Source organism: Kocuria sp. LUK (assembly GCF_021012935.1).
Lineage (GTDB): Bacteria > Actinomycetota > Actinomycetes > Actinomycetales > Micrococcaceae > Kocuria > Kocuria flava.
Genome location: NZ_JAJMZI010000006.1, coordinates 1 through 24,863, shown reverse-complemented (window position 1 = coordinate 24,863; position 24,863 = coordinate 1). Strand labels below are relative to the sequence as shown.

Annotated in this window: 18 protein-coding genes; 14 read left to right on the top strand and 4 right to left on the bottom strand. The window is 74.1% G+C overall.

Features of this window, described 5'->3' with window-relative positions; genetic code table 11:
* Window positions 1–75 precede the first annotated feature (75 nt).
* The gene (locus LQU92_RS11620; protein ID WP_230780879.1) at window positions 76–1,257 is read left to right on the top strand and encodes a PLP-dependent aspartate aminotransferase family protein; all 1,182 of its coding nucleotides are present in this window, start codon (window positions 76–78) and stop codon (window positions 1,255–1,257) included.
* Between the two features lie 9 nt (window positions 1,258–1,266).
* Entirely contained in the window at window positions 1,267–1,578 is a 312-nt protein-coding gene (locus LQU92_RS11615) for a DUF2516 family protein (protein WP_230780876.1), read from the top strand.
* A 30-nt stretch (window positions 1,579–1,608) separates the two neighbouring features.
* Here the strand turns inward: LQU92_RS11615 and LQU92_RS11610 are convergent, their stop codons facing one another.
* On the bottom strand, window positions 1,609–2,376 hold the full coding sequence (locus tag LQU92_RS11610; protein ID WP_230781127.1) for a trans-aconitate 2-methyltransferase: 768 nt from the start codon (window positions 2,374–2,376) through the stop codon (window positions 1,609–1,611).
* 180 nt (window positions 2,377–2,556) lie between these two features.
* On the opposite strand from LQU92_RS11610, the gene LQU92_RS11605 reads away from it, so the two are divergent.
* The gene (locus LQU92_RS11605; RefSeq protein WP_230780874.1) at window positions 2,557–3,315 is read left to right on the top strand and encodes a phosphoglyceromutase; all 759 of its coding nucleotides are present in this window, start codon (window positions 2,557–2,559) and stop codon (window positions 3,313–3,315) included.
* 84 nt (window positions 3,316–3,399) lie between these two features.
* Here the strand turns inward: LQU92_RS11605 and phoU are convergent, their stop codons facing one another.
* Window positions 3,400–4,092 (bottom strand): phosphate signaling complex protein PhoU, encoded by a 693-nt coding sequence (gene phoU / locus LQU92_RS11600; protein ID WP_230780872.1) that lies wholly within the window; start codon window positions 4,090–4,092, stop codon window positions 3,400–3,402.
* Between the two features lie 213 nt (window positions 4,093–4,305).
* On the opposite strand from phoU, the gene LQU92_RS11595 reads away from it, so the two are divergent.
* Both LQU92_RS11595 and LQU92_RS11590 read left to right on the top strand, forming a co-directional pair.
* The gene (locus LQU92_RS11595) at window positions 4,306–5,532 is read left to right on the top strand and encodes a cell wall metabolism sensor histidine kinase WalK (RefSeq protein WP_101850721.1); all 1,227 of its coding nucleotides are present in this window, start codon (window positions 4,306–4,308) and stop codon (window positions 5,530–5,532) included.
* A complete protein-coding gene (locus tag LQU92_RS11590) occupies window positions 5,529–6,209 on the top strand; it encodes a response regulator transcription factor (protein WP_058858142.1) in 681 nt (226 codons plus the stop codon). Before LQU92_RS11595 ends, LQU92_RS11590 begins: the two co-directional genes overlap by 4 nt.
* 94 nt (window positions 6,210–6,303) lie before the next feature.
* On the opposite strand, the gene LQU92_RS11585 is transcribed toward LQU92_RS11590, so the two are convergent.
* The gene (locus LQU92_RS11585) at window positions 6,304–6,852 is read right to left on the bottom strand and encodes a hypothetical protein (RefSeq protein ID WP_101850720.1); all 549 of its coding nucleotides are present in this window, start codon (window positions 6,850–6,852) and stop codon (window positions 6,304–6,306) included.
* Between the two features lie 155 nt (window positions 6,853–7,007).
* Between LQU92_RS11585 and LQU92_RS11580 the strand changes: the two genes are divergently transcribed.
* Genes LQU92_RS11580 through glgX form a run of 6 tightly spaced genes read left to right on the top strand, consistent with a single transcriptional unit; the run spans window position 7,008 to window position 13,454 of the window.
* Window positions 7,008–7,490 (top strand): CarD family transcriptional regulator, encoded by a 483-nt coding sequence (locus LQU92_RS11580; RefSeq protein WP_058858144.1) that lies wholly within the window; start codon window positions 7,008–7,010, stop codon window positions 7,488–7,490.
* Window positions 7,491–7,503: 13 nt separating this feature from the next.
* Entirely contained in the window at window positions 7,504–8,280 is a 777-nt protein-coding gene (gene ispD, locus LQU92_RS11575; RefSeq protein ID WP_101850719.1) for a 2-C-methyl-D-erythritol 4-phosphate cytidylyltransferase, read from the top strand.
* On the top strand, window positions 8,277–8,756 hold the full coding sequence (ispF, locus tag LQU92_RS11570; RefSeq protein WP_101850718.1) for a 2-C-methyl-D-erythritol 2,4-cyclodiphosphate synthase: 480 nt from the start codon (window positions 8,277–8,279) through the stop codon (window positions 8,754–8,756). The genes ispD and ispF overlap by 4 nt, the downstream gene beginning before the upstream one ends.
* 49 nt (window positions 8,757–8,805) lie before the next feature.
* Complete coding sequence (gene cysS / locus LQU92_RS11565) at window positions 8,806–10,236, top strand: cysteine--tRNA ligase (protein WP_230780870.1); 1,431 nt, start codon at window positions 8,806–8,808, stop codon at window positions 10,234–10,236.
* Between the two features lie 40 nt (window positions 10,237–10,276).
* On the top strand, window positions 10,277–11,251 hold the full coding sequence (rlmB, locus tag LQU92_RS11560) for a 23S rRNA (guanosine(2251)-2'-O)-methyltransferase RlmB (RefSeq protein ID WP_230780868.1): 975 nt from the start codon (window positions 10,277–10,279) through the stop codon (window positions 11,249–11,251).
* Window positions 11,238–13,454 carry a glycogen debranching protein GlgX gene (gene glgX / locus LQU92_RS11555; protein ID WP_230780863.1) on the top strand — a complete coding sequence of 739 codons (2,217 nt, stop codon included), beginning with the start codon at window positions 11,238–11,240 and terminating at the stop codon, window positions 13,452–13,454. The genes rlmB and glgX overlap by 14 nt, the downstream gene beginning before the upstream one ends.
* Before the next feature lie 56 nt (window positions 13,455–13,510).
* Here the strand turns inward: glgX and glgP are convergent, their stop codons facing one another.
* Window positions 13,511–16,108, bottom strand: coding sequence for an alpha-glucan family phosphorylase (gene glgP, locus LQU92_RS11550; protein WP_230780862.1), 2,598 nt, complete (start codon window positions 16,106–16,108; stop codon window positions 13,511–13,513).
* Window positions 16,109–16,191: 83 nt separating this feature from the next.
* Here glgP and LQU92_RS11545 point away from each other — a divergent pair, with 83 nt between their 5' ends.
* The 3 genes from LQU92_RS11545 to glgB all read left to right on the top strand — a co-directional run bounded on the left by LQU92_RS11545 (window position 16,192) and on the right by glgB (window position 24,470).
* Window positions 16,192–18,642 carry a maltotransferase domain-containing protein gene (locus tag LQU92_RS11545; protein WP_374229700.1) on the top strand — a complete coding sequence of 817 codons (2,451 nt, stop codon included), beginning with the start codon at window positions 16,192–16,194 and terminating at the stop codon, window positions 18,640–18,642.
* A gap of 109 nt (window positions 18,643–18,751) precedes the next feature.
* A complete protein-coding gene (gene treS / locus LQU92_RS11540) occupies window positions 18,752–20,521 on the top strand; it encodes a maltose alpha-D-glucosyltransferase (RefSeq protein WP_058858151.1) in 1,770 nt (589 codons plus the stop codon).
* A 40-nt stretch (window positions 20,522–20,561) separates the two neighbouring features.
* Entirely contained in the window at window positions 20,562–24,470 is a 3,909-nt protein-coding gene (gene glgB, locus LQU92_RS11535; RefSeq protein WP_230780861.1) for a 1,4-alpha-glucan branching protein GlgB, read from the top strand.
* Window positions 24,471–24,863 lie beyond the last annotated feature (393 nt).

Below are 24,863 nucleotides of genomic sequence, written 5' to 3'. Positions count from 1 at the left end.
ACCCGGGCCGACGCCCGGGGCCCGGCGGCGGCGGCCGGGGACGGGGCGGACGCCGGCGGCCGATACCCTGGGCCCATGACTGCGCGTCCCGACGACCTCGCCACCGCCCTGCCGCTGCACGGCGGACCCGACCTGCGCCCCGACACCGTGGTGGTGGCCGGGGGGCGGCCCGCCCCCGAGCACGACGCCCCGGTGGGGCCCTCGATCGTGCTGACCTCGACCTACCGGGGCGCGGGGGAGATCACGGCCGCGGACCGGGCCTACGGGCGCTTCGGCAACCCCACCTGGGAGGATCTCGAGGACGTGCTGGCCCGGCTCGAGGGCGCCCGCCTGCCGGGGCTGCTCTACGCCTCGGGGCTGGCCGCGGTCGCCTCGGTGCTGGCCCTGGTGCCCGCCGGCGGCCGGCTCGTGCTGCCGCGGCACAGCTACCAGGGGTCCCTGGCCCTGGCCGCGGACCTCGAGGCGCGCGGGCTGCTGCGGGTCGCGACCGTGGACGTCACCGACACGGACGCCGTGGTGGCCGCCCTCGACGGGGCGGACCTGCTGTGGCTGGAGAGCCCCACCAACCCGATGCTCGAGGTCGCCGACCTGCCGGCGCTGCTCGCGGCCGCCCGCGAGCGGGGCGTGCGCACGTGCGTGGACAACACCTTCGCGACGCCCCTCGCCCAGCGGCCCCTCGAGCACGGCGCCGACGTCGTGGTGCACTCGGTGACGAAGTACCTGGCCGGCCACTCCGACGTCGTGCTCGGCGCGGCGGTGACCTCCGACCCGGGGCTGCGGGAGCGGCTGCACGGCCACCGCTCCCTGCACGGGGCGGTCCCGGGCCCCTTCGAGGCCTGGCTGGCGCTGCGCGGGGTGCGCACCCTCGCCGTGCGCGTCGAGCGCTCCGCGGCCACCGCCGGGGAGCTCGCCCGCCGCCTGCAGGAGCACCCGGCGGTGCGGGAGGTCCGCTACCCGGGCCTGCCGGGGGACCCCGGCCACGCCCGGGCGGCCGCCCAGATGGCGAACTTCGGCTCGGTGCTCGCGATCGTCCTCGACGGCGACGCCGCCGGCGCGGAGGCGGTCGTGGACGCCCTGCGCCTGTGGACCCCGGCGACCTCGCTGGGCGGCGTCGAGTCCCTGGTCGAGCGGCGCCGGCGCCACCACGAGGAGCCGCACAGCGTCCCCGAGACCCTCCTGCGCCTGTCGGTGGGGATCGAGAACGTGGAGGACCTGTGGGCGGACCTCGACCGCGCCCTCTCCGGGGCGGACCGGTAGGCTGGCCCCGTGGAGCATGCCTGGGTCTTCTTACTCGTCCGCTGGATCGACCTCGTCCTGGCGGTGGTCGTCGCGGGGCTCGCCGTGTGGGCCCTGATCGACTGCCTCACCCGGTCGCCGGTCCAGTTCCAGCGCGCCTTCAAGCGCACCAAGGGCTTCTGGCTCGCCCTGACCGCCGGCGCCGCCGTGTTCTCGGTCCTGGGCGTGCTCGGCGGCGGGTCGCTGCTCATCGCCCTGATCGCCGCGACGATCGCCGGGGTCTACCTCGCCGACGTCCGCCCGGCCGTGTCCTTGGAGTCCAAGGGGCCCGGCAGCTGGTGAGCCCGTCCCGGGGCCCGCACCCCGGACGCCTCAGGGGGCCACGGCATCCCACCGGACGGTGACCTCGCCCAGCCGCCAGCGCACCGGGCCGTCGAGCAGCGGCCAGCCCTGATCGCGCACCGCGCGGCAGGTCGCGACCCACCGCTGCCGCACGCCGAAGGCCGCCAGCGGCGCCGCCGCGGACCACGCCGCGTCCAGGGCCGCCAGCCAGGCGTGCACCCGCTCGCCGGGGACGTTGCGGTGGATCAGGACCTTCGGCAGCCGCGGTGCCACGTCCGAGGGCCGCTCCACGGACCCGAAGCGGAACGAGAGGCTCAGCGAGCGCGGTCCCCCGGCGCCCACGGCCACCCAGGCGGCCCGCCGGCCGATCTCGTCGCAGGTCCCGTCCACGAGCACCCCGCCCGGAGCCAGCCGGGGGCGGACCAGGTCCCACGCCCCGGCGACCTCCTCTGCGGGGTACTGGCGCAGCACGTTGAAGGCCCGCACGACCACGGGGGCGCGCCCGCCGGTCGGCAGCTCGAAGCCCCCGACCCGGAAGTCCAGGCCCGGTCCGGCCAGCGGCCGGGCCGCGGCCACGCGCGCCGGGTCGATCTCGATGCCCAGGACCTCGGCGTCCGGGCGCACCGTGCGCAGCCGGTCGCGCAGCTCCACGGCGGTGGTGGGGGAGGCCCCGAAGCCCAGGTCCACCACCAGCGGGTCCGCGGCCGCGCGCAGCACGGGGGCCAGCGGCCCGGTGAGCCAGCGGTCGGCCCGGCGCAGCCGGTTGGGGTTCGTGGTCCCGCGCGTGAGCGCGCCCACGGGCCGGGGCGGGCCGGCGGCGCGGGCGGTCCGGGCGGAGCGGAGGGGCCGGCCGGGGCGGAGGGGAGCGGGGGCGGTGGTCGCGGGCACGAGGGAGGATCCTAGCCGACCCGCCGCACGCCCCCGACATCCCGGGGGTCCGTGCCGTGCCCGCGGGCGCGCGGGTGGAAGAATGGGCCCATGACCAACGCATCCGCACCGTACAAGCTCGTCCTGCTGCGCCACGGCCAGTCCGACTGGAACGAGAAGAACCTGTTCACCGGCTGGGTCGACGTCGACCTCACCGAGAAGGGCCGTGCCGAGGCCGTCCGCGGCGGGGAGCTGCTCGTCGAGAAGGGCCTGGCCCCCGACGTGCTGCACACCTCGCTGCTGCGCCGGGCGATCACCACCGCTCACCTGGCCCTCGACCGGGCCGACCGGCACTGGATCCCCGTCAAGCGCTCGTGGCGGCTCAACGAGCGCCACTACGGCGCCCTCCAGGGCAAGGACAAGACCCAGGTGCGCGAGGAGTACGGCGACGAGCAGTTCATGGTCTGGCGCCGCTCCTACGACGTCCCGCCGCCCGTGCTCGAGGACTCCTCCGAGTTCTCGCAGGCCGGCGACCCGCGCTACGCCGGGGTCGAGGACGCCCCGCGCACCGAGTGCCTCAAGGACGTGCTCGAGCGCTTCCTGCCCTGGTGGGAGGAGGAGATCGTGCCCGATCTGGAGGCCGGGCGCACGGTGCTGGTCGCCGCGCACGGCAACTCGCTGCGCGCGCTGGTCAAGCACCTCGACGGGATCTCCGACGAGGACATCGCGGGGCTGAACATCCCCACCGGCATCCCGCTGTACTACGAGCTCGACGAGGACCTGCGTCCCGTGGTCGCCGGCGGCACCTACCTCGACCCCGAGGCCGCGGCCAGCTCGATCCAGGCGGTGGCGAACCAGGGCAAGAAGTAGCCCCGGCGGCCGGAGGGCCGGTTCCCCGCACGGGGAACCGGCCCTCCGGCCGTGCCGGCCCCCGGGAGGAGGGCCCGGGGCGGCTCAGGCGTCGGTGCCGATGTGGCCGTGGCCGGTGGGCCGGTCGGCGGAGGCCGGCACCCAGTCGCCGGTCACGAGGTAGGCGACCTTGCGCGTGACCGACACGCCGTGGTCGCCGATGCGCTCGAGGTAGCGGGAGCACAGGGTGACGTCGACGGCCGTGGGCACGGAGGAGTCCCAGTCCGGGGCGGCCAGCGCCTCGAAGACGGACTGGTGCAGGGTGTTGATCTCGCCCTTGAGCGCGTAGATGTCGTCGGCCAGGGACAGGTCGCGGGTCTGCAGCACGGAGATCACGCGCTCGACGATCTGCAGGTCCAGGTCGATCATCCGGGTGAAGGTCGGCACGAGGGACCCGGGGATCACCTGCTGCGGGTAGCGCAGCCGCACCAGCTGGGCGAGGTGCCGGGCGAGATCGCCCATCCGCTCGAGCGAGGCGCTCATCCGCAGGGCGCCCACGATCATCCGCAGGTCGGAGGCCACGGGGCTCTGCAGGGCGAGGATGTCGATGGAGCGCTCGTCGAGGTCGTTCTGGAGGAAGTCGATGCGCGCGTCGTTGGAGATGACCTCCTCGGCGAGCTGGATGTCGGCGTCGAAGAGCGCCTCCTTCGACTTCGCGAGGGCCTCGCGCACGAGGGTCGCGATCTGGATGAGCTCCTCTCCGACCTGGTGGAGTTCTGCCTGGAAAACCTTGCGCACGGATGCGTCCTTTCGAGATGCGGCGACGTCCTCGGCGCCTGCGACGGGGCCGTCGCGGGGGCGGGAGGGGACCGGGCGGCGGCGGGCACACCCGCCGTCACGGTTCCACCCCGGGATGAACCTGCGCTCATCTTAGGATGAACGTTCGCTGAACCCCCAGCACGTGACGTCCCGGGCGGCCCCCGGGCGCGGGCCTGTGCCTAAGCTGGGGCCGTGACTCCCACCGCCATCGCCGTCGTCGCGGGCCTGATCGGCTTCGCCCTCGGGATCAGCGGCCTGGTCGCCCTGCAGGTCAGCGCCCGGAGCCGCCGCGACCGCGCCGACGTCCAGGAACCCGCCCTGCCCGACGGCGCCGCCGACGTCCTGTCCGTGATCGGGCGGGCCTACGTCGTCGTCGACGGCGTCGACGGCGTGGTCCGGGCCTCCCCGGCCGCCTACGCCCTGGGCCTGGTCCGGGGCCACACGGTGGTCCACGAGCAGATGCTGGAGATGGTCGGGCGCGCCCGGCGCAACGGGGTGATCGAGGAGCGCCGGATCGAGCTGGCCCGCGGGCCCTTCGGCTCCGGCGGTGTCGTCCTGGACGTGCGGGTCGCCCCGATCGCCGAGGAGTACATCCTGCTGCTCGCCGACGACCAGACCGAGATCGTCCGGGCCCAGTCGGTGCGCAACGACTTCGTCGCCAACGTCTCCCACGAGCTCAAGACCCCCGTCGGGGCGATCGGGCTGCTGGCGGAGGCGATCGAGGACGCCGCCGACGACGAGGACGCGGTGCGCCGCTTCGCCTCCCGCCTGCACAAGGAGTCGGTGCGCCTGAGCGCACTGGTCCAGGACATCATCGAGCTCTCCCGCCTGCAGGGCGCGGACGTGGTCACCGAGGGCCGGCCCGTCGACCTCAACCGCGTCGTCGCGGAGGCGGTGGACCGCAACCGCACCCCGGCGGAGAACCGCCGGATCGAGATCGTCGTGGGCGGGCGGGTGGAGCGGCCCGTGTTCGGGGACCCCGACCTGCTCGTGACGGCCCTGCGCAACCTCGTGGACAACGCGGTGCGCTACTCGCCCGAGGGCACCCGCGTGGGCGTGGGCCTGCGGGAGCGGGACGGGATGGCACAGGTCTCCGTCACCGACCAGGGCCCGGGCATCCCCCTCGGCGAGCAGGACCGCATCTTCGAGCGCTTCTACCGGGTGGACACCGCCCGGTCCCGCCAGACCGGGGGCACCGGCCTCGGCCTGAGCATCGTCAAGCACGTGATGTCCCAGCACGGCGGGGAGGTGGGCGTCTGGTCGCAGCCCGGCCGCGGCTCCACCTTCACGCTGCGCATCCCCCAGCTCGAGGACGCCGGTGCCGCCACGGGCGGCGCCGGCGCCGCGGGCGCCGACCCAGCGACCCCGCGCTCCCTCGCCCCCGCGGCGGGGAGCGGGAAGACGGAGGACCGACAGTGACCCGCATCCTGATCGTCGAGGACGAGGAGTCCCTCAGCGACCCCCTGGCCTACCTGCTCGGGAAGGAGGGGTTCGAGGTGCAGGTCGTGGACAACGGCCTGGACGCCGTGTCCGAGTTCGACCGCGCCGGCGCCGACCTGCTGCTGCTGGACCTCATGCTCCCCGGGCAGTCGGGCACCGAGGTGTGCCGGCAGGTCCGGCAGCGCTCGTCCGTGCCGATCATCATGCTCACCGCCAAGGACGCGGAGATCGACAAGGTCGTGGGCCTCGAGCTCGGTGCCGACGACTACGTGACCAAGCCCTACTCCTCCCGCGAGCTCGTCGCCCGGATCCGGGCGGTGCTGCGCCGCCAGGGGGAGCCGGAGGAGCTGGTCTCCGGGACCGTGCAGGCCGGGCCCGTGCGGATGGACGTCGAGCGCCACGTGGTCACGGTGCAGGGCCGGCCGGTGGCGATGCCGCTCAAGGAGTTCGAGCTGCTGGAGATGCTCCTGCGCAACGCCGGGCGGGTGCTCACCCGCGGCCAGCTCATCGACCGGGTCTGGGGCTCGGACTACGTCGGCGACACCAAGACCCTCGACGTGCACGTCAAGCGGCTGCGCGCCAAGATCGAGCCCGACCCCTCCTCCCCGCGGCACCTGGTGACGGTCCGCGGTCTGGGCTACAAGTTCGAGCCCTGAGCCCGGCCCGCCCCGGGGATGCGCGAGGGCCCGGGACCCCGCGGGGTCCCGGGCCCTCCGGCGCGCCGGGCGGAGCGTGCTCCGCGGGGTGGGGTCAGTGCCCGCCCTCCTGGCCCACCATCTCGTCGAGGGGCTTCGGCGTGTTGGAGGGATTGGCCGGGGTGGTCGGGGCGCCGCCCGGGACGAACTCGGCGTAGCGGGGGTAGGTGTGGTCCAGCACGGGCACCTGGTCGGTGTGGGTCGCGCCGTCCGTGCGGAACTCCGTCTCGACCATCAGCCCCGGCTCGGCGCCGGCGCGCTCGACGAGCACCGGATCGGCCTCCTCGAGGGACACGGTCCCGTTGGCGGGGACCGTGATCTCGGCGGTGGCCCCGTCCACGTCCATCGTCAGGGTCGCCTCCTGGTCGCCGTCGTTGACGACGGTGCCCAGCACCCGGCCCTGCTCGTCGGCGCCGGTGGCCACGATGAGCAGGTTCGTCAGCTTGAGGTCGCCGACCTCCTGCACGATCCCGTCCGCGGCCGAGTACTGCATGGTCGTGGCGGCCGGGTTGATGTACCCGCACCCGGAGGCGGTCAGCAGGGCGGCCAGGGCGGCGGCGCTGAGGCCTGCGCGCTTCAGGGACTTGCGGGCGGGGGTCTTCACGGCGCGTACTCCTCGGAGCTCAGGACGATGTCCCTGCCAGCTTATCCGTTTGCCGACGGATCGTCCGCATCGCCGTGCCCCGCGGCCGGTCCCGGCGCGGGCCGGGCGAATCCTACACCGTGTTAGAATGGGAGTTCTGAAAGGGGTATTTCCATATGGTTTTTGAGGTTGGCGAGACGGTCGTTTACCCGCACCACGGCGCGGCGACCATCGAGGAGATCAAGACCCGCACCGTCAAGGGCGAAGAGAAGATGTATCTCAAGCTCAAGGTGACCCAGGGCGATCTCGTCATCGAGGTCCCCGCGGAGAACGTCGACCTGGTGGGCGTGCGCGACGTCGTCGACGAGGACGGGCTGAAGAAGGTCATCTCGGTCCTGCAGGCCAAGGACACCGAGGAGGCCAGCAACTGGTCCCGCCGCTACAAGGCCAACCTCGAGAAGCTGGCCTCCGGCGACGTCCTGAAGGTGGCCGAGGTCGTGCGCGACCTGTGGCGCCGCGACCGCGACCGCGGCCTGTCGGCCGGCGAGAAGCGGATGCTCACGAAGGCCCGCCAGATCCTCACGAGCGAGCTCGCGCTGGCGAAGAAGATCGACGAGGAAGAGGCCGAGAAGCGCCTCGACGACATCCTGGCCGCCTGAGGCCCCTCCCCGCGTGAGCGCAGACGCACCCACGACGACGGCGGACCCGCCCACCCCGGGCGGGTTCGCCGTCGTCGTCGTCGCGGCCGGGTCCGGCACGCGGCTCGGCCACGGCATGCCCAAGGCCCTCGTCCCCCTCGGCGGGCGGCCGCTGCTGGCCCACGCCCTGGAGGGCGTGCGCGCCGCCGGCGTGGCGGGGCGCACGGTCGTCACGGTCCCGGCCGGGGACACCGAGCTCTCCGCGCTCGCCCGCGCCTGCGGGGCCGAGCCCGTCGAGGGCGGGGCCACCCGGGCCGAGTCGGTGCGCCGGGCCCTGGCCGTCCTGGCGGGCGAGCGGCCCGCCGGGGTGCTCGTCCACGACGCCGCGCGCTGCCTCACCCCGCCGGCGGTGCTGCGCGCCGTGGCCGACCGGGTGCGCGCCGGGGCGCGCGCCGTCGTGCCCGTGGTGCCGGTCGTGGACACCGTCCGGCGGGTCGACGACGACGGCCGGTCGCTGGGGACCGTCGACCGCTCCGCGCTGCGGGCGGTGCAGACCCCGCAGGGCTTCGACGCCGCGCTGCTGCGCGCCGTCCACGCCGCGGCGGAGGCCGCCGGGACCGACCCCGCGGCGATCACCGACGACGCCTCCCTCGTGGAGGCCCACGCCCCGGGCACCCCCGTGGAGACCGTCCCCGGCCACGAGCACGCCTTCAAGGTGACCCGGCCGCTGGACCTGCTGCTCGCACAGGCCCTCCTGGAACAGGCCCGGGACCGTGCCCGACCCGACCCCCGAGGAGCCCTGCGCCCGTGATCCTGCCCCGCACCGGCGTCGCCGTCGACGTCCACGCCTTCGGCCCCGAGGGCACGCCCCTGTGGCTGGCCGGCCTCGAGTGGCCGGGGGAGACCGGCCTGGCCGGGCACTCCGACGGCGACGTCGTGGCCCACGCCGCGGCCGACGCCCTGTTCTCCGCCGCCGGCACGGGCGACCTCGGCTCCGTCTTCGGCGTGGACCGCCCCGACATGGCCGGCGCCCCCGGGGTGCGGATCCTCGGCGAGGCCGCGGCCCTCGTGCGCGCGGCCGGGTTCGAGATCGGCAACGTGGCCGTCCAGCTGGTCGGCCAGCGCCCCCGCTTCGCGCCCCGCCGGGCCGAGGCCGAGGCCGTGCTCTCCGCGGCCGCCGGCGCGCCGGTGACGGTCAGCGCCACGACCTCCGACCACCTCGGCTTCCCGGGCCGGGAGGAGGGCCTGGCGGCGGTCGCGACCGCCCTCGTGGTGGCCCGCGGCTGAGGCGCGGCCCGCCCCGGGCGGCCGCGGGCCCGCCGTTATGATGGGCCGTGTGACTCTGCGCTTCTACGACACCGCGACCGCCACCGTGCGGGACTTCCAGCCCGTCCACCCCGGTGAGGCCCGGCTGTACTACTGCGGCGCCACCGTGCAGGGGATGCCGCACATCGGCCACGTGCGCTCGGCGCTGGTCTTCGACCTGCTCGCCCGCTGGCTGGCCTTCCGCGGCCTGCGGGTGACCACGGTGCGCAACGTCACCGACATCGACGACAAGATCCTCGCCAACGCGGCCGCGTCCTTCGCCCCCGACTACGCCGGGGACCACCCGTGCGAACCGTGGTGGGCGCTGGCCTACCGCTTCGAGCAGGTCTTCACCGCCGCCTACGACGCGATCGGCATCGCCCGCCCCACCTACGAGCCGCGCGCCACCGGGCACGTGCCCGAGATGCACGCGCTGATCCAGCGCCTCGTCGACGCCGGCCACGCCTACCCGGCCCCCGACGGCTCCGGGGACGTCTACTTCGACGTCCGCTCGTGGGAGCGCTACGGGGAGCTGACCCACCAGTCCGTCGAGGACATGCAGGCCGCCCCGGACGCCGACCCCCGCGGCAAGCGTGACCCCCGCGACTTCGCCCTGTGGAAGGGCCACAAGGAGGGCGAGCCCGCGACCGCCCGCTGGGACTCCCCCTGGGGGCCCGGCCGCCCCGGCTGGCACCTGGAGTGCTCGGCGATGGCCGCGAAGTACCTGGGCGAGCACTTCGACATCCACGGCGGCGGGCTCGACCTGCGCTTCCCGCACCACGAGAACGAGCTGGCCCAGTCCGCCGCGGCGGGGCAGCGCTTCGCGAGCCTGTGGCTGCACAACGGCATGGTCACCTACGCCGGGGAGAAGATGTCCAAGTCCGTGGGCAACACCGTCTCCCCGGCCGAGATGCTGGCCGAGGCCCGCCCGCTGGCGGTGCGCTACTACCTCGGCCAGGCCCACTACCGCTCGGTCCTCGACTACCGCCCGGGCTCGCTGGCCGAGGCCACGGCCGCCGTCGAGCGCGTCGAGGCGTTCCTGCGCGCCGCCCGGACGTCGGGCCTCGACCTCGCCCGGTCGCCCGAGGACGTTCCCCCGGGCTTCGCGGACGCGATGGACGACGACCTCAACGTCCCGCAGGCGCTGGCCGTGCTGCACGAGAGCGTGCGCGCCGGCAACTCCGCCCTCGCCGCGGGCGAGGACGCCGCCGGCCCCGCCCGGGCCGTGGCGGCGATGGCCGAGGTCCTGGGCCTGTCCGGGCTGATGGACCTGGACGGGGGCGGCTCCGGCGCCGCCGAGCACGCCGCCCTGGACGTGCTCGTGCGCTCCCTGCTCGCCCAGCGGGAGCAGGCCCGCGCCGCGAAGGACTGGGGACGGGCCGACGCGATCCGCGACGAGCTGGCCGCCGCCGGCGTCGTCGTGCGCGACGGCGCCGAGGGCTCCTCCTGGGCCCTGGCCTGACCCGACCGACCGACCGCCGACCGACCGAACAGAGGTACCCATGTCAGCCCCCAGGCGCCCCGGCGCGATCCGCAAGAAGAAGAAGGGCCCGCTCGTCGGCACGGGCGGGCACGGCCGCAAGGCCCTCGAGGGCAAGGGCCCCACGCCCAGGGCCGAGGACCGCCCCTACCACAAGGCGCACAAGCAGAAGAAGGCCGCCGAGCGCCGCCAGCAGCCCACCGGCGCCCGGGCCCGCAACCCCCGCGGGAAGGTGCACGAGGACCTCGTGACCGGGCGCAACTCGGTGCTCGAGGCGCTGCGGGCCGAGATCCCCGCCAAGGCGCTCTACGCCGCGGCCCGCCTCGACGTCGACGACCGGGTCCGCGAGATCCTGCAGACCTGCGCCGAGCGGGGGATCCCCGTGCTGGAGGCCTCGAAGGCGGAGCTCGACCGGCTCACCCTCGACGCCGTGCACCAGGGGGTGGCCCTGCAGGTGCCGCCCTACGAGTACCGGGACGCGGTCGAGACCGGCCGCGCCCTGCTCGCGCAGTGGCAGAAGCGCCACGTCCGGCGCCCCCCGCTGCTCGTGGCCCTCGACGGGATCACCGACCCCCGCAACCTCGGGGCCATCATCCGCAGCGTCTCGGCGTTCTCGGGCAGCGCCGTGGTCGTGCCCGAGCGCCGCTCCGTGGGCGTGACCGCGACCGCGTGGAAGACCAGCGCCGGTGCGGCCGCCCGGGTGCCCGTGACGCGCGCCGCCAACCTCAACCGGGCCCTCGAGGAGCTCAAGGCCATGGGCTACTTCGTGGTCGGCCTCGACGGGGACGGCGACGTCGACCTGCCCGGGCTCGAGCTGGCCACGGAACCGCTGGTCGTCGTCGTCGGCTCGGAGGGCAAGGGCCTGTCCCGCCTCGTCGCCGAGAACTGCGACCAGATCGTCTCGATCCCCATCGACTCCGCGATGGAGTCGCTCAACGCGTCCATGGCCGTCGGGATCGCGCTCTACGAGGTGTCGCGGCGCCGTGCCGGCTCCTGAGCCCCGGGACGCGGGCGCCGGCCGCGACGCGTCCCGTCCCCACCCGCTGGGGGTCCACCCCTCGGCGGCGCGGGACGGCAGCGCCAACGTGGCCGTCTACGCCCCCGGGGTCCAGGACCTCGACCTGGTCTACCGGCTCCCGGGCGGGCCCTGGCAGCGCCGGCGGCTGCCCGGGCGCACCGGGGCGGTCCACCACGGGACCGTGCCCCCGCCCGAGCCCCAGCGGCTCTCCGCGACCGGCTGGGGGTGGCTGCGCCACCGCGACGAGTCCCCGGCGCTGCCCGCGGGCACCGAGTACGGCTTCGTGCCCGCCGACTCGCCCGTCGCCGCCGGGCCCCGGGCGCCCGAGCCCGCCGACCGGCAGGTCCTCCTCGACCCCTACGGCACGGGCCTGACCCGCCTCGCCCCGCCGCCCGGGGTCGAGGACCCGGGCCCCGACGCCTACGGCGGCCGCTACGTCTCGGTGATCACCCACCAGGACTTCGACTGGGACGGGGACCGGCCCCCGGAGCGGCCCTGGCGGGACACGGTCGTCTACGAGGCCCACGTGAAGGGCCTGACCGCCCGCCACCCCGGCATCCCCCCGGAGCTGCGCGGCACCTACGCCGGGCTGGCCCACCCCGTGATGGTCGAGCACCTCACCTCCCTCGGGATCACGGCCGTGGAGCTGCTGCCCGTGCACGCCCACCTCGACGAGCCCCACCTGACCGCTCTGGGCCTGAGCAACTACTGGGGGTACAACACGCTGGGCTTCTTCGCCCCGCACGCCGGCTACGCGACCGGGGCCGCCCGGGCCCGGGGGCCGCAGGGCGTGCTCGAGGAGTTCAAGGCCATGGTGCGCGACCTGCACCGCGCCGGGCTCGAGGTCTACCTCGACGTCGTCTACAACCACACCGCCGAGGCCGGCCAGGACGAGCCCGCCTACTGCTGGCGCGGCCTGGGCGACACCGCCTACTACCGCCACGGCGACGACGGCCGCTACGTGGACGTCACCGGCTGCGGCAACTCCGTGAACTTCGGCAACCCGCGCGTGGTGCAGATGGCCCTGGACTCGCTGCGGTACTGGGTGCAGCAGTGCCACGTGGACGGCTTCCGCTTCGACCTCGCCCCCGAGCTCGCCCGCGACGAGCGGCACCGGTTCACCCGCAACCACCCGTTCCTCGTGGCGGTCGGCGCGGACCCGGCCCTGCACGGGGTCAAGCTGATCGCCGAGCCCTGGGACGTGGGCATGGGCGGCTGGCAGACCGGGCACTTCCCGGAGGGCTGGGCCGACTGGAACGACCGGTTCCGGGACACGGTGCGCGACTTCTGGCTCACCGGCCCCCGGTCGATGAGCGTGGGCGGGGACGGGGGCAACGCCGCCCGGCTCGCGGGCGCGCTCGCCGGCTCGGCCGAGATGTTCGCCGCCTCCGGGCGCACCGCCCTGGCCTCCCTGAACTTCGTCACCGCCCACGACGGCTTCACCCTCGCCGACCTCGTGGCCTACGACAACAAGCACAACCAGGCCAACCTCGAGCGCAACCGGGACGGCACCAACGACAACCACTCGTGGAACCACGGGGCGGAGGGGCCCGCCCGGGATGCGCGGATCCGCGCCGACCGGGCACAGACGGCGCGCAACCTCATGGCCACGCTGCTGTTCTCGCAGGGGGTGCCCATGATCACGGCCGGCGACGAGATCGGCCGCACCCAGGGCGGGAACAACAACGCCTACTGCCAGGACAACGAGATCTCCTGGGTCGACTGGCGCCTGACCCCCGCGGCGCGGGCGATGCTCACGGCCACGAAGGCGCTGATCACGGTGCGCCGGGAGTTCCTGGCCGGGCAGCCGGCGCACTTCCCGACCCGCCCGGACGAGGTGCTCATGCACTGGTTCGGCCCCGACGGCGCGCCCATGACCGCCGCCGACTGGCAGCGCCCGGGAGCGCGCACGATCCAGGTGCTCATCGGCTCCCGGGGCGGGCGGATCACGGGGCTGATGGTCGTCAACGGGGCGAGCGCGGACATGTCCGTGACCTTCCCGTCCCTCACGGGGCTCGTCGCGCCCGACGCGGACGGGGAGACCCGTGAGCAGGTCGGCGGCGTCTTCTCGCTCGTGCACAGCACGGCCTCGGTGCTCTACGGCCGCTACGGCACGCGCTTCGCCTCCGGGCGGGCCCAGGGCGTCCCGGCGAGCTCCGTGAGCCTGTTCCGGCTGCTGTGAGACCTCCGCCGGCCCGGCCCCGTCCGGGAACCGGGCCGGCGGACGACGGCGGGGCCTCAGGCGTTGGCGACCAGCCCCAGCTCCGCCCGGTCGGCGACCGACGGGTGGTGGGGCAGCAGCCGCACGGTGTAGCCGAAGGGCCCCGAGCGGTCGATGGTCACGGACCCCGTGAAGCGATGCCTGCCCCCGCCCAGGTCCTCGGCGGGGACCAGGCACGCGTGCCGGCGCTCGTGGATGTGGTCGGAGTCGGAGACCCGTCCGTAGCCGATCTCCGCCTGCACGTCCTCGGGGCCCAGGGCGCCGAGGCTGACGTAGGCGTGGACGGTGAGCTCGTCGCCGATCTGCGGCTCCAGCTCCACGCCCTCGGCGTCGACGTGCTCGACCGTCACGTGCGGCCACGCCTCGCGCACCCGGCGCACCCACCGGGAGGTCGCGCGGGCGGCGGCGTGGTCGTCGGCGGCGGCCTCCCGGCCGGAGCGGGCGGCCGGGAGGTAGAGCTCCCGGACGTAGTCCTCGAGCATCCGCTTGGCCGAGACCCGCGGGCCGAGGGTGGCCAGGGTGTGCTTGACCATGGCCAGCCACTGGTGCGGCACGCCGTCGTCGGCGGGGTCCGAGCCCTCGGCCGTCTCCCCGTAGAAGCGCGGGGCCACGTGGTTCTCGATCAGCTCGTAGAGGGCCGCGGCCTCGATGTCGTCGCGCTCGTCGGGGTCCGCGCCGTCGTCGGCTGTGGGGATGGCCCAGCCGTTCTGCCCGTCGTACATCTCGTCCCACCACCCGTCGAGCACGGAGAGGTTCAGCCCGCCGTTGAGGGCGGCCTTCATCCCGGAGGTCCCGCACGCCTCGAGGGGGCGCAGGGGGTTGTTGAGCCACACGTCGCAGCCCGGGAACAGGGTCCTGGCCATCGCGATGTCGTAGTTGGGCAGGAACACGATGCGGTGGCGCACCTCGGGGTCGTCGGTGAAGCGCACCAGGTCCTGGATCAGCCGCTTGCCCTGCTCGTCGGCGGGGTGGGACTTGCCGGCCACGACCAGCTGGACCGGCCGGTGCCGGTCCAGCAGCAGGCGCTTGAGCCGCTGCGGGTCGCGCAGCATCAGCGTCAGGCGCTTGTAGGTGGGCACGCGCCGGGCGAAGCCGATGGTCAGCACGTCGGGGTCGAGCACCGCGTCGGTCCAGGCGAGCTCGGCGTCGGCCGCGCCGCGGGCCTTCCACGAGGCCCGCAGCCGGGTCCGCACGTCCGCCACGAGCTCCTCGCGCAGGCGCCGGCGCACGGCCCACAGCTCGGCGTCGTCCACGGCGTAGACCTGCCGCCAGCGCGCCGCCCGGTCGAGGTCGGACCCGTGCGGGTCCAGGGCGAGCTCGGCGATGCGCGGGTCGATCCACGTGGTGACGTGCACGCCGTTGGTGATCGAGCCGATCGGCACCTCGTCCGTGTCGAAGCCCGGCCACAGCCCCTGGAACATCTGCCGGGAGACGGTCCCGTGGAGCTTGGCCACGCCGTTGGCCCGCTGGGCCAGGCGCAGGCCCATGACCGCCATGTTGAACTTGCCCGGGTCCCCGCCGGGGTAGTCCTCGGCGCCCAGGGCGAGGATCTCCGGGGTGGGCACGGAGGGGGCGAGGCCGGCCTCGAAGAAGTGCTCGATCTGCGCCCGCTCGAACCGGTCGATGCCCGCGGGGACGGGGGTGTGCGTGGTGAAGACCGTGCTGCACCGCACCGCGGTCAGCGCCTCCTCCCACGTGAGCACCCCCGCGCCGCGGGCCGGGTCCATCAGCTCGGCGACGCGCTCGATGCCGGCGAAGCCGGCGTGGCCCTCGTTGCAGTGGTAGACGTCGGGCTCGGGGGCGCCGGTGAGCCGGCAGAAGGCGCGCAGCGCCCGCACCCCGCCCATCCCGAGCAGCAGCTCCTGCTGGAGCCGGTGGTCCCCGCCGCCGCCGTAGAGCCGGTCGGTGACGCTGCGCGCGTGGTCGTCGTTGTCCGGGATGTCGGAGTCGAGCAGCAGCAGCGGCACCCGGCCCACGTCGGCCCGCCACACGTGGGCGGAGAGGCAGCGGCCGTCCGGCAGCGGCACGCCCACCCGCACCGGCGTGCCGTCCTCCTCGCGCAGCAGCGTCAGGGGCATCCCGTCCGGGTCCAGCACCGGGTAGGTCTCCTGCTGCCAGGCGTCGCGCGAGAGCGACTGCTTGAAGTAGCCGTGCTGGTAGAACAGGCCCACGCCGACCACCGGGACCCCGAGGTCCGAGGCGCTCTTGAGGTGGTCCCCGGCGAGGATGCCGAGGCCGCCGGAGTACTGGGGCAGCACGGAGGTGATGCCGTACTCGGCGGAGAAGTAGGCGATCGAGCGCGGCGCGTCCGCCGGCTGCGTCAGCTGGTACCAGCGGTCCTCGGTGAGGTAGCGGTCCAGGTCCGCGTCGAGCTCCTCGATCCGCCGCACGGTGGGGGCGTCGGCGGCGATCTGCTGGATCTCCTCGCGGGTCAGCGACCCCAGCAGCCGGACCGGGTCGCCGTGGACCGCCTCCCAGGCCTGGGGGTTGAGCTCGGCGAAGAGCTCCTCGGTGGGCCGGTGCCAGGACCAGCGCAGGTTCCTGGCCAGGCGGCTCAGCGGGGCGATGGACTCCGGCAGCACGGTGCGCACGGTGAATCTACGAATGGCCTTCACGCGGTCAGACTACCCGCGGGCACGCCGCGCGGTGATGGTCAGCGCGCTTAACGATCACCGGCTTTGTCGCTAACGTGGTGCGCGTGAGCCAAGCGAACCCCACGCCCCCGTCCGAGCCCTCGTCGACCCCGGGCGCCGAGGCGCCCCCGACCGCCGCCGGCCCCGCTCCCGGGACCCCGGCGACACCCGCCCCCGAGCCGGCCCCCGCCGCGGAGCCGGCCCCCGCCGCGGAGCCGAAGAAGCCGGCCGCCCGGCGCAGCACCGCCGGCACGCGCACGACGCGCACCACGACCTCGAAGGCGGCCCCGAAGACCGCCGAGAAGGCGGGCACGACGTCGGCGGGCACCAAGGCCGCCGGGACGAAGGCGGCGGGGACGAAGTCCCCGGGCACGCGCAGCACCACCACCAGGGCCGCCGCGAAGACCGGCACGGGCACGGGCGCCGCCCGGACGACGGCCACGAAGCCCGCGACGCGCAAGGCACCGGCCCGGCGGCGCAAGACCGCGTTCTCGCGCGAGCACCTCGTCTACGGGCGCATCCCGGTCGTGGACGTCAGCCCGGTCGTGGAGGACGGGCGCTTCCCGGCCAAGGCGGTCCCCGGCCAGTCCGTGCGGGTGGGCGCCACCGTCTTCCGCGAGGGCCACGACGCCCTGGGCGTCACCGCGGTGCTCTTCGACCCGCAGGGCGCCGAGGCCGAGCGCGTCCCGATGCGCCTGGTCGCCCCCGGCACGGACCGCTACGAGGCCTGGCTGACCCCCGGGGCCGAGGGTGCGTGGACCTTCGCCGTCGAGGGCTGGGGCGACCTGTTCGAGACCTGGCGCCACGCCGCCGAGATCAAGGTCGGCGCCGACCAGGACGTCGAGCTGATGATGGACGAGGGCATCCGCCTCCTCGAGGCCGCCGCGGCGGAGGAGGGCCGTGAGGCGGCCGAGGCCGAGCTCTTCCGCGGCGCCGCCCGCACCCTCGGCACCCGCGAGCTGCCCGCCGGGCACCGCCTCGAGGCCGTCCTCTCGCCCGAGGTGCTGGCCGCCGTGGCCGAGCACCCCGTGCGCGACCTCGTCACCGAGAGCCGCCGCTACCCGCTCAAGGTCGAGCGCACCGCCGCCGGCCGGGGCTCCTGGTACGAGTTCTTCCCCCGCTCCGAGGGCGCCGTCCTCGACGCGGAGACCGGCACCTGGACCTCCGGCACCTTCCGCACGGCCGCCGAGCGGCTCCCGGCCGTGGCCGACATGGGCTTCGACGTCGTCTACCTGCCCCCGATCCACCCGATCGGGCGGGCCCACCGCAAGGGCCCGAACAACACGCTCGTCGCCGGGGCGCAGGACCCCGGCTCCCCGTGGGCGATCGGCGGCCCCGAGGGCGGGCACGACGCCGTCCACCCCGACCTGGGCACCTTCGAGGACTTCGACGCGTTCGTGGCCCGTGCCCAGGACCTCGGGCTCGAGGTGGCCCTCGACCTGGCGCTGCAGGCCTCCCCGGACCACCCCTGGGTCAGCGAGCACCCCGAGTGGTTCACCACCCGGGCCGACGGCTCCATCGCCTACGCCGAGAACCCGCCGAAGAAGTACCAGGACATCTACCCGCTGAACTTCGACAACGACCCCGAGGGCCTCTCCCTCGAGGTGCTGCGGATCGTGGAGCTGTGGATCTCCCACGGCGTGCGGATCTTCCGCGTGGACAACCCCCACACGAAGCCCCTGTGGTTCTGGGAGTGGCTGATCGGCGCGGTCGAGGCCAAGCACCCGGGCATCGTGTTCCTCGCCGAGGCGTTCACCCGCCCGGCCATGATGCAGGGGCTCGCGCGCGTCGGCTTCCAGCAGTCCTACTCCTACTTCACCTGGCGCAACACCAAGCAGGAGATCGAGGAGTACTTCCACGAGATCAGCCGGGTGACCTCGGCGGTCTACCGCCCGAACTTCTTCGTCAACACCCCCGACATCCTCACCGAGTACCTGCAGTTCGGCGGCCCGGCGGCCTTCAAGGTCCGCGCCGCGCTCGCCGCCACCGGTTCTCCGCTGTGGGGCGTCTACGCGGGCTACGAGCTCTTCGAGCACGTCGCCCGGCCCGGGGCGGAGGAGTACATCGACAACGAGAAGTACCAGTACCGGCCCCGGGACTTCGCGGGCGCGGAGGCGCGCGGGCAGTCGCTGGCCCCGTACCTGCGCCGGCTCAACGAGATCCGCCGCCGGCACGCCTCGCTGGGGGACCTGCAGAACCTCACGGTGCAGTCCACCTCCGACGACGCGCTGGTCGCCTACTCGAAGACCAAGACCGTGCGCCACGGCGGCAGCACCGTCAAGGACACCGTCGTCGTGGTCGTCAACGTCGACCCGCACGCCGTGCGCGAGGGCACCGTGTGGCTCGACCTGGAGTCGCTGGACCTGGACGACGCCGACTTCAACACGGACGGCAGCTTCTGGGTCGACGATCTGCTGACGGGCGACTCCTGGAAGTGGGGCACGCACAACTACGTGCGCCTGGACCCGCACCACGAGCCGGTCCACATCCTCCACGTGCGGCGCAACGTCAAGTAGGGGGCCCACCGCCTCCCCGTCGGGGCCTCCCCGGGCCGCTGCGGCCCGGGGAGGCCCCGACGGCACCCCGACCGACCTCCCCGACCTGTCCGAAAGGCGGCACCCCCGCATGAGCACCTCGCCGTTCTCGCTCAACGCCCCCGGCATCTCGCACGACCCCGACTGGTTCCGCAAGGCGGTGTTCTACGAGGTGCTCGTCCGGGCGTTCTCCGACGCCAACGGCGACGGCTCCGGGGACTTCTCCGGGCTGATCGAGAAGCTCGACTACCTGCAGTGGCTGGGCATCGACTGCCTGTGGATCCCGCCCTTCTACGAGTCGCCCCTGCGCGACGGCGGCTACGACATCTCGGACTACTACTCCGTCCTCGACGAGTTCGGCACGATCAGCGACTTCAAGCGGCTCGTGGCGGAGGCCCACGCCCGCGGCCTGCGCGTGATCACGGACCTGCCCCTGAACCACACCAGCGACCAGCACCCGTGGTTCCAGGCCTCGCGGGAGGACCCCGAGGGCCCGTACGGGGACTTCTACGTGTGGTCGGACACCGACGAGAAGTACCAGGACGCCCGGATCATCTTCGTGGACACCGAGGAGTCGAACTGGACCTTCGACCCGATCCGCCGGCAGTTCTTCTGGCACCGCTTCTTCTCCCACCAGCCCGACCTCAACTTCGAGAACCCGGCCGTGGTCGAGGCCGTGTTCGACGTCGTGAAGTTCTGGCTGGACATGGGCATCGACGGCTTCCGGGCCGACGCCATCCCCTACCTGATCGAGGAGGAGGGGACCAACTGCGAGAACCTTCCCGGCACCCACGACTTCCTCGTGAAGCTGCGGGCCATGGTGGACGCGGAGTACCCGGGGCGGGTCATCATCGCCGAGGCCAACCAGATGCCCCACGAGGTCGTGGAGTACTACGGCACCGAGGACGCCCCCGAGTGCCACATGTGCTTCCACTTCCCGATCATGCCCCGGATCTTCTACGCGCTGCGGGACCAGAAGGCGACACCGATCATCGAGACGATGCGCGAGACCCCCGACATCCCGCGCGGCACCCAGTGGGGCACGTTCCTGCGCAACCACGACGAGCTGACCCTGGAGATGGTCACCACCGAGGAGCGCCAGGCGATGCTCGGCTGGTACGCCCCCGACTCCCGCATGCGCGCCAACGTGGGCATCCGCCGCCGGCTGGCCCCGCTGCTGGACAACTCGCGGGCCGAGCTCGAGCTGATCCACGCGCTGCTGCTGTCCCTGCCGGGCAGCCCGTTCCTGTACTACGGGGACGAGATCGGGATGGGCGACAACATCTGGCTCGACGACCGCGACGCCTCCCGCACGCCCATGCAGTGGACCCCGGACCGCAACGCCGGGTTCTCGAAGGCGGACCCGGGCAAGCTCTACCTGCCGGTCGTCCAGTCGCTCGTCTACCACTACAACCAGGTCAACGTGGAGGCGCAGCTGGCGTCGTCGTCGTCCCTGCTGCACTGGATGCGCCAGATGCTCGCGGTGCGCAAGGCGCACCCGGCCTTCGGCACGGGCTCCTACGTGGAGGTGGAGACCGACCACGACTCCGTGCTCGCGTTCCTGCGGGTGCTGCCCGACGACGAGACCGAGGACGGCCGCGGGGAGACCCTGCTGTGCCTGTTCAACCTGGCCCACACCCCGGCGTGCGCCCGCGTGCGCCTGCCCCGGTTCGCGGGCCGGGGGCTGCGGGAGCTCTTCGGCGGGGACCTCTTCGGCGAGGTGGACGAGGCCGGGGAGTACCGCATCACCCTGGGCAGCCAGGACTTCTTCTGGCTGCGGATGCGGGCCGCCCCGCGCGACGACGGCACCCACCCGCAGACCACCGCGCTGCCCATCATCACCACGACCCCCAGCGCCTGAGCACCGGCACGGCCCGCCCGCGACGGAAGGACCCGACACCATGAGCGACCAGCACACCGACGAGCTCCTCGACCTCCTGCGCCGCTGGCTGCCACGGCAGCGGTGGTTCCCCTTCGCCGAGGCCGAGGACGCCGCCCTGCGGATCGTCGCCCAGCTGCGCCTGCCCGGAGCCCCGGAGGGCACCGAGGCACGGATCCTGCTGGTGGCCGCGGAGCACGGGGAGCGCACCGAGCTGCTCCAGGTGCCCCTGACCTTCCGGCACGAGCCGCTGCCGGGCGCCGACCGGTTCCTGGTCGGCGAGCTGACCGCAGCGCACGACGAGGAGGCCGGCGAGCCCGCCGACGCGACGGCGCCCGCAGGCGGCCTGCGGGCGCTGCGCGAGCGGGCCGCCCGTGCCGGCCGGGCGGTGGCCCAGCGCACGGGACTGCCCGTGCCCGGGGCCGAGGAGGCGCCCGCCGGGCCGTGGGTGCACGACGGCGTCGGGGACCCCGCCTTCGTGGGCCCGGCCCTGGAGCTGCTGCGCCACGGGGGCGAGGCGGGCGGGGGACCGCTGGGCCTGACGGTCACCGGGGCGCACGGCGGTGCCGTGCGCGTGGGGTGGCCGGTCGAGGACGCCGGGCAGGTCCGGGTGATCTCGAGCGAGCAGTCGAACTCCTCGGTGATCCTCACCCCGCCGGCGGGCGCGGCCGACGCCGTGCCCGTCATCGTGAAGTTCTTCCGCGTGGTGGGGGAGGGGGCCAACCCCGACGTCGAGGTCGGCCGGGAGCTCACCGAGCTCGGCTGCCCCGCGGTCCCGCGCACCGTCGGCTGGCTCGACGCCCGCTGGCGCTCCGGGATCGCCGCGCGCGAGGGCCAGCTCGCGGTCGCCACCGAGTTCCTGGCCGGCTCCGCCGACGCGTGGGCGCAGGCGGTGGCCGCCGCGGAGCGGGGGGAGGACTTCACCGAGGAGGCCGACCAGCTCGGGCGCGCCACCGCCCGCGTCCACCACGACCTCGCGCGCGCCTTCGGCTCCGAGGCCCCCGACGACGACGAGCGCGCCCGGCTGCTGGGTGGCCTGGCCGACCGGATCCGCTGGGCCCGGGCCGAGACCGGCACGCTGTTCGAGGACCGTGCCGCCGAGCTCGACGCCGTGCTCGCCGCGCTCGACCGGGTCCAGGACCTGCCGGAGCTGCAGCGCATCCACGGGGACTACCACCTGGGCCAGGTGCTGCGCAGCGCCGAGGGCGAGTTCAAGATCCTCGACTTCGAGGGCGAGCCGCTGCGCCCGATCGAGGAGCGCACGCGCCCCGACGTGCCCCTGCGCGACGTCGTGGGCATGCTGCGCTCCTTCGACTACGCGGCCGCGTTCGCGGCGCGCGCCGGCGCCCGGGACGCCGAGGCGTGGGGGCGGGAGGTCGCGGAGGCCTTCCGGACCGGCTACGAGCGGGTCGCCGGCCGCCGCGTGGACACCGGCTCGCCGCTGTTCCTGGCCCTGTGGCTGGACAAGGCCCTCTACGAGGTCGTCTACGAGCAGCGCAACCGCCCGGACTGGGTGGAGGTCCCCGCCGCGGCGGTGCGTCGTTCACTGGACGGGCTCCGGTCGCGTAGCGTGAGCCCTGAGCACGCGGCCGCCCCGGCGGCCCCCGACGACGACAGCTCCCGGACCGGTGGCCGAGCGCCGCGGCCGGGAGCGGAAACCGAGGACGCAGTGACCGCCAGCAGCCCGAAGGACCGCTCCGCCGCCGCGACCGGAGGCACGGGGGCGACCCCCGCCGCGGGGCCCGCCGGACCCGTGCCCGTGCCCGAGCACGTGCTGGCCGCCGTCTCCGAGGGCCGCCACCACGACCCGCACTCCGTGCTCGGCGCCCACCCCAACCCGGACGGCACCGTCACGGTGCGCACCCTCCGCCGGTTCGCGACCCGCGTGGCCGCGGTCACCGAGGACGGCAGCCACGAGCTCGAGCACGAGTGGGGAGGGATCTTCACCGGGGTCGTGCCCGCGCGCGAGCCCGGTCGCATCCCCGACTACCGTCTCGACGTCACCTACCGGGACCTCGAGCCGCAGCGCTCCGACGACCCCTACCGCTTCGCGCCCACCCTCGGCGAGCTCGACCTGCACCTGATCGGGGAAGGCCGCCACGAGACGCTGTGGACCGTGCTCGGCGCCCACGTCCGGACCTACCCCTCGGTGCTGGGCGACGTCACGGGCGTGAGCTTCGCCGTGTGGGCCCCCAACGCCCAGGCCGTGCGGGTGATCGGCGACTTCAACGGCTGGGACGGGACCGAGCACGCGATGCGCTCCCTCGGATCCTCGGGGGTGTGGGAGATCTTCGTGCCCGGCATCGGCTCGGGCGCCACCTACAAGTTCCGCATCCTCGGCCGGGACGGCGGCTGGCGGGAGAAGGCCGACCCGATGGCGTTCGGCACCGAGGTCCCGCCCTCGACGGCCTCCCGCGTCTTCGCGTCGGACTACGAGTTCCAGGACGACGAGTGGATGGCCCGCCGCGCCGCGTCGGACCCCCACAACGCCCCCATGAGCGTCTACGAGCTGCACATTGGCTCGTGGCGGTTGGGCCTGGGCTACAAGGAGCTGGCCAAGGAGCTCGTCGAGTACCTCACCTGGCAGGGCTTCACCCACGTGGAGTTCATGCCGGTGGCCGAGCACCCCTTCGGCGGCTCGTGGGGCTACCAGGTGACCTCGTACTACGCCCCGTCCTCCCGCTTCGGCAGCCCGGACGAGTTCCGCTACCTCGTCGACCAGCTCCACCAGGCCGGCATCGGCGTGATCGTGGACTGGGTCCCGGGGCACTTCCCGAAGGACGAGTGGGCCCTCGCCCGCTTCGACGGCGAGCCGCTCTACGAGCACGCCGACCCCCGCCGGGGCGAGCACAAGGACTGGGGCACCCTCATCCCCGACTACGGGCGCAACGAGGTCCGCAACTTCCTCGTGGCCAACGCCTCCTACTGGCTCGAGGAGTTCCACGTCGACGGGCTGCGCGTGGACGCCGTCGCCTCGATGCTCTACCTCGACTACTCCCGCAACGAGGGCGAGTGGGAGCCCAACGTCTTCGGCGGGCGCGAGAACCTCGAGGCCATCGCCTTCCTCAAGGAGGCGAACGCCACCGCGTACCGGCGCACCCCGGGCATCGTCATGATCGCGGAGGAGTCGACCTCCTACCCCGGCGTCACCCGTCCCACGGACGCGGACGGCCTCGGCTTCGGGCTCAAGTGGAACATGGGCTGGATGCACGACACCCTCGAGTACATGGCCGAGGACCCGGTCAACCGGCACTACCACCACAACAAGCTCACGTTCTCGATGGTCTACGCCTTCTCGGAGAACTTCATGCTGCCGATCTCCCACGACGAGGTCGTCTACGGCAAGGGCTCGCTGCTGCGCAAGATGCCCGGCGACCGGTGGCAGCAGCTCGCGAACGTGCGCGCCTACCTCGCCTACATGTGGGCCCACCCCGGCAAGCAGCTGATCTTCATGGGCACCGAGTACGCCCAGGAGTCGGAGTGGTCCCAGGAGCACGGCCTGGACTGGTGGCTGTCCGAGACCCCGCCGCACAAGGGTGTCCAGGAGCTGGTCCGGTCCCTCAACGGTCTCTACCGTGCGACCCCCGCGCTCTACGAGCGGGACAACGACCCCGCCGGCTTCGAGTGGATCGACGCCGGGGACGCCGGGCGCAACACGCTGTCCTTCACCCGGTGGGACGAGCAGGGCAACCCGCTGGTGTGCGTGGCCAACTTCGCCGGCAACCCGCACGAGGGCTTCCGCCTCGGCCTTCCGTGGGCGGGGGAGTGGACCGAGGTCCTCAACACCGACGCCGAGCACTTCGGCGGCTCCGGGGTCGGCAACCTCGGCAAGGTCGTCGCCGAGGAGGGAGCGCACAACGGCAAGCCCGCCTCCGCGGTGCTGACCGTCCCGCCGCTGGCGGTGCTCTACCTCAAGCCCGCCGGCGCCTGAGCCGCACCCGCCCCGTGCACCGAGGGCCCCGATCCGCCGGATCGGGGCCCTCGGCCGTTGCCGGGCCGGGTCCGCCGCACCCGTTTTGCACGTCCGGCCCGGAGCGGGTAAGTTCATCCGAGTCGCCGCGGCGAGGGCCCCGAGAGGGGAACCGACCGGGGCGGCACGGCACTCCAGCGCGGTACCGGACGAGCAGCTCGCGAAGTTGCGAAGAACCGGGAGCGTGCTAGAGTTCCAGCTCGTGAACTTCGCCGGACGGCGGACGGGATCCCTGTGGACGACCAGTGGTCGACCCGGGATTGACCGGCCGGAACGGACGGCGTAAGGTTGCAGAGCGCTCCGGAAGGCAAGGCATCGCGAAGATGCGCCGAACCGGTCTGTTGTTTGAGAACT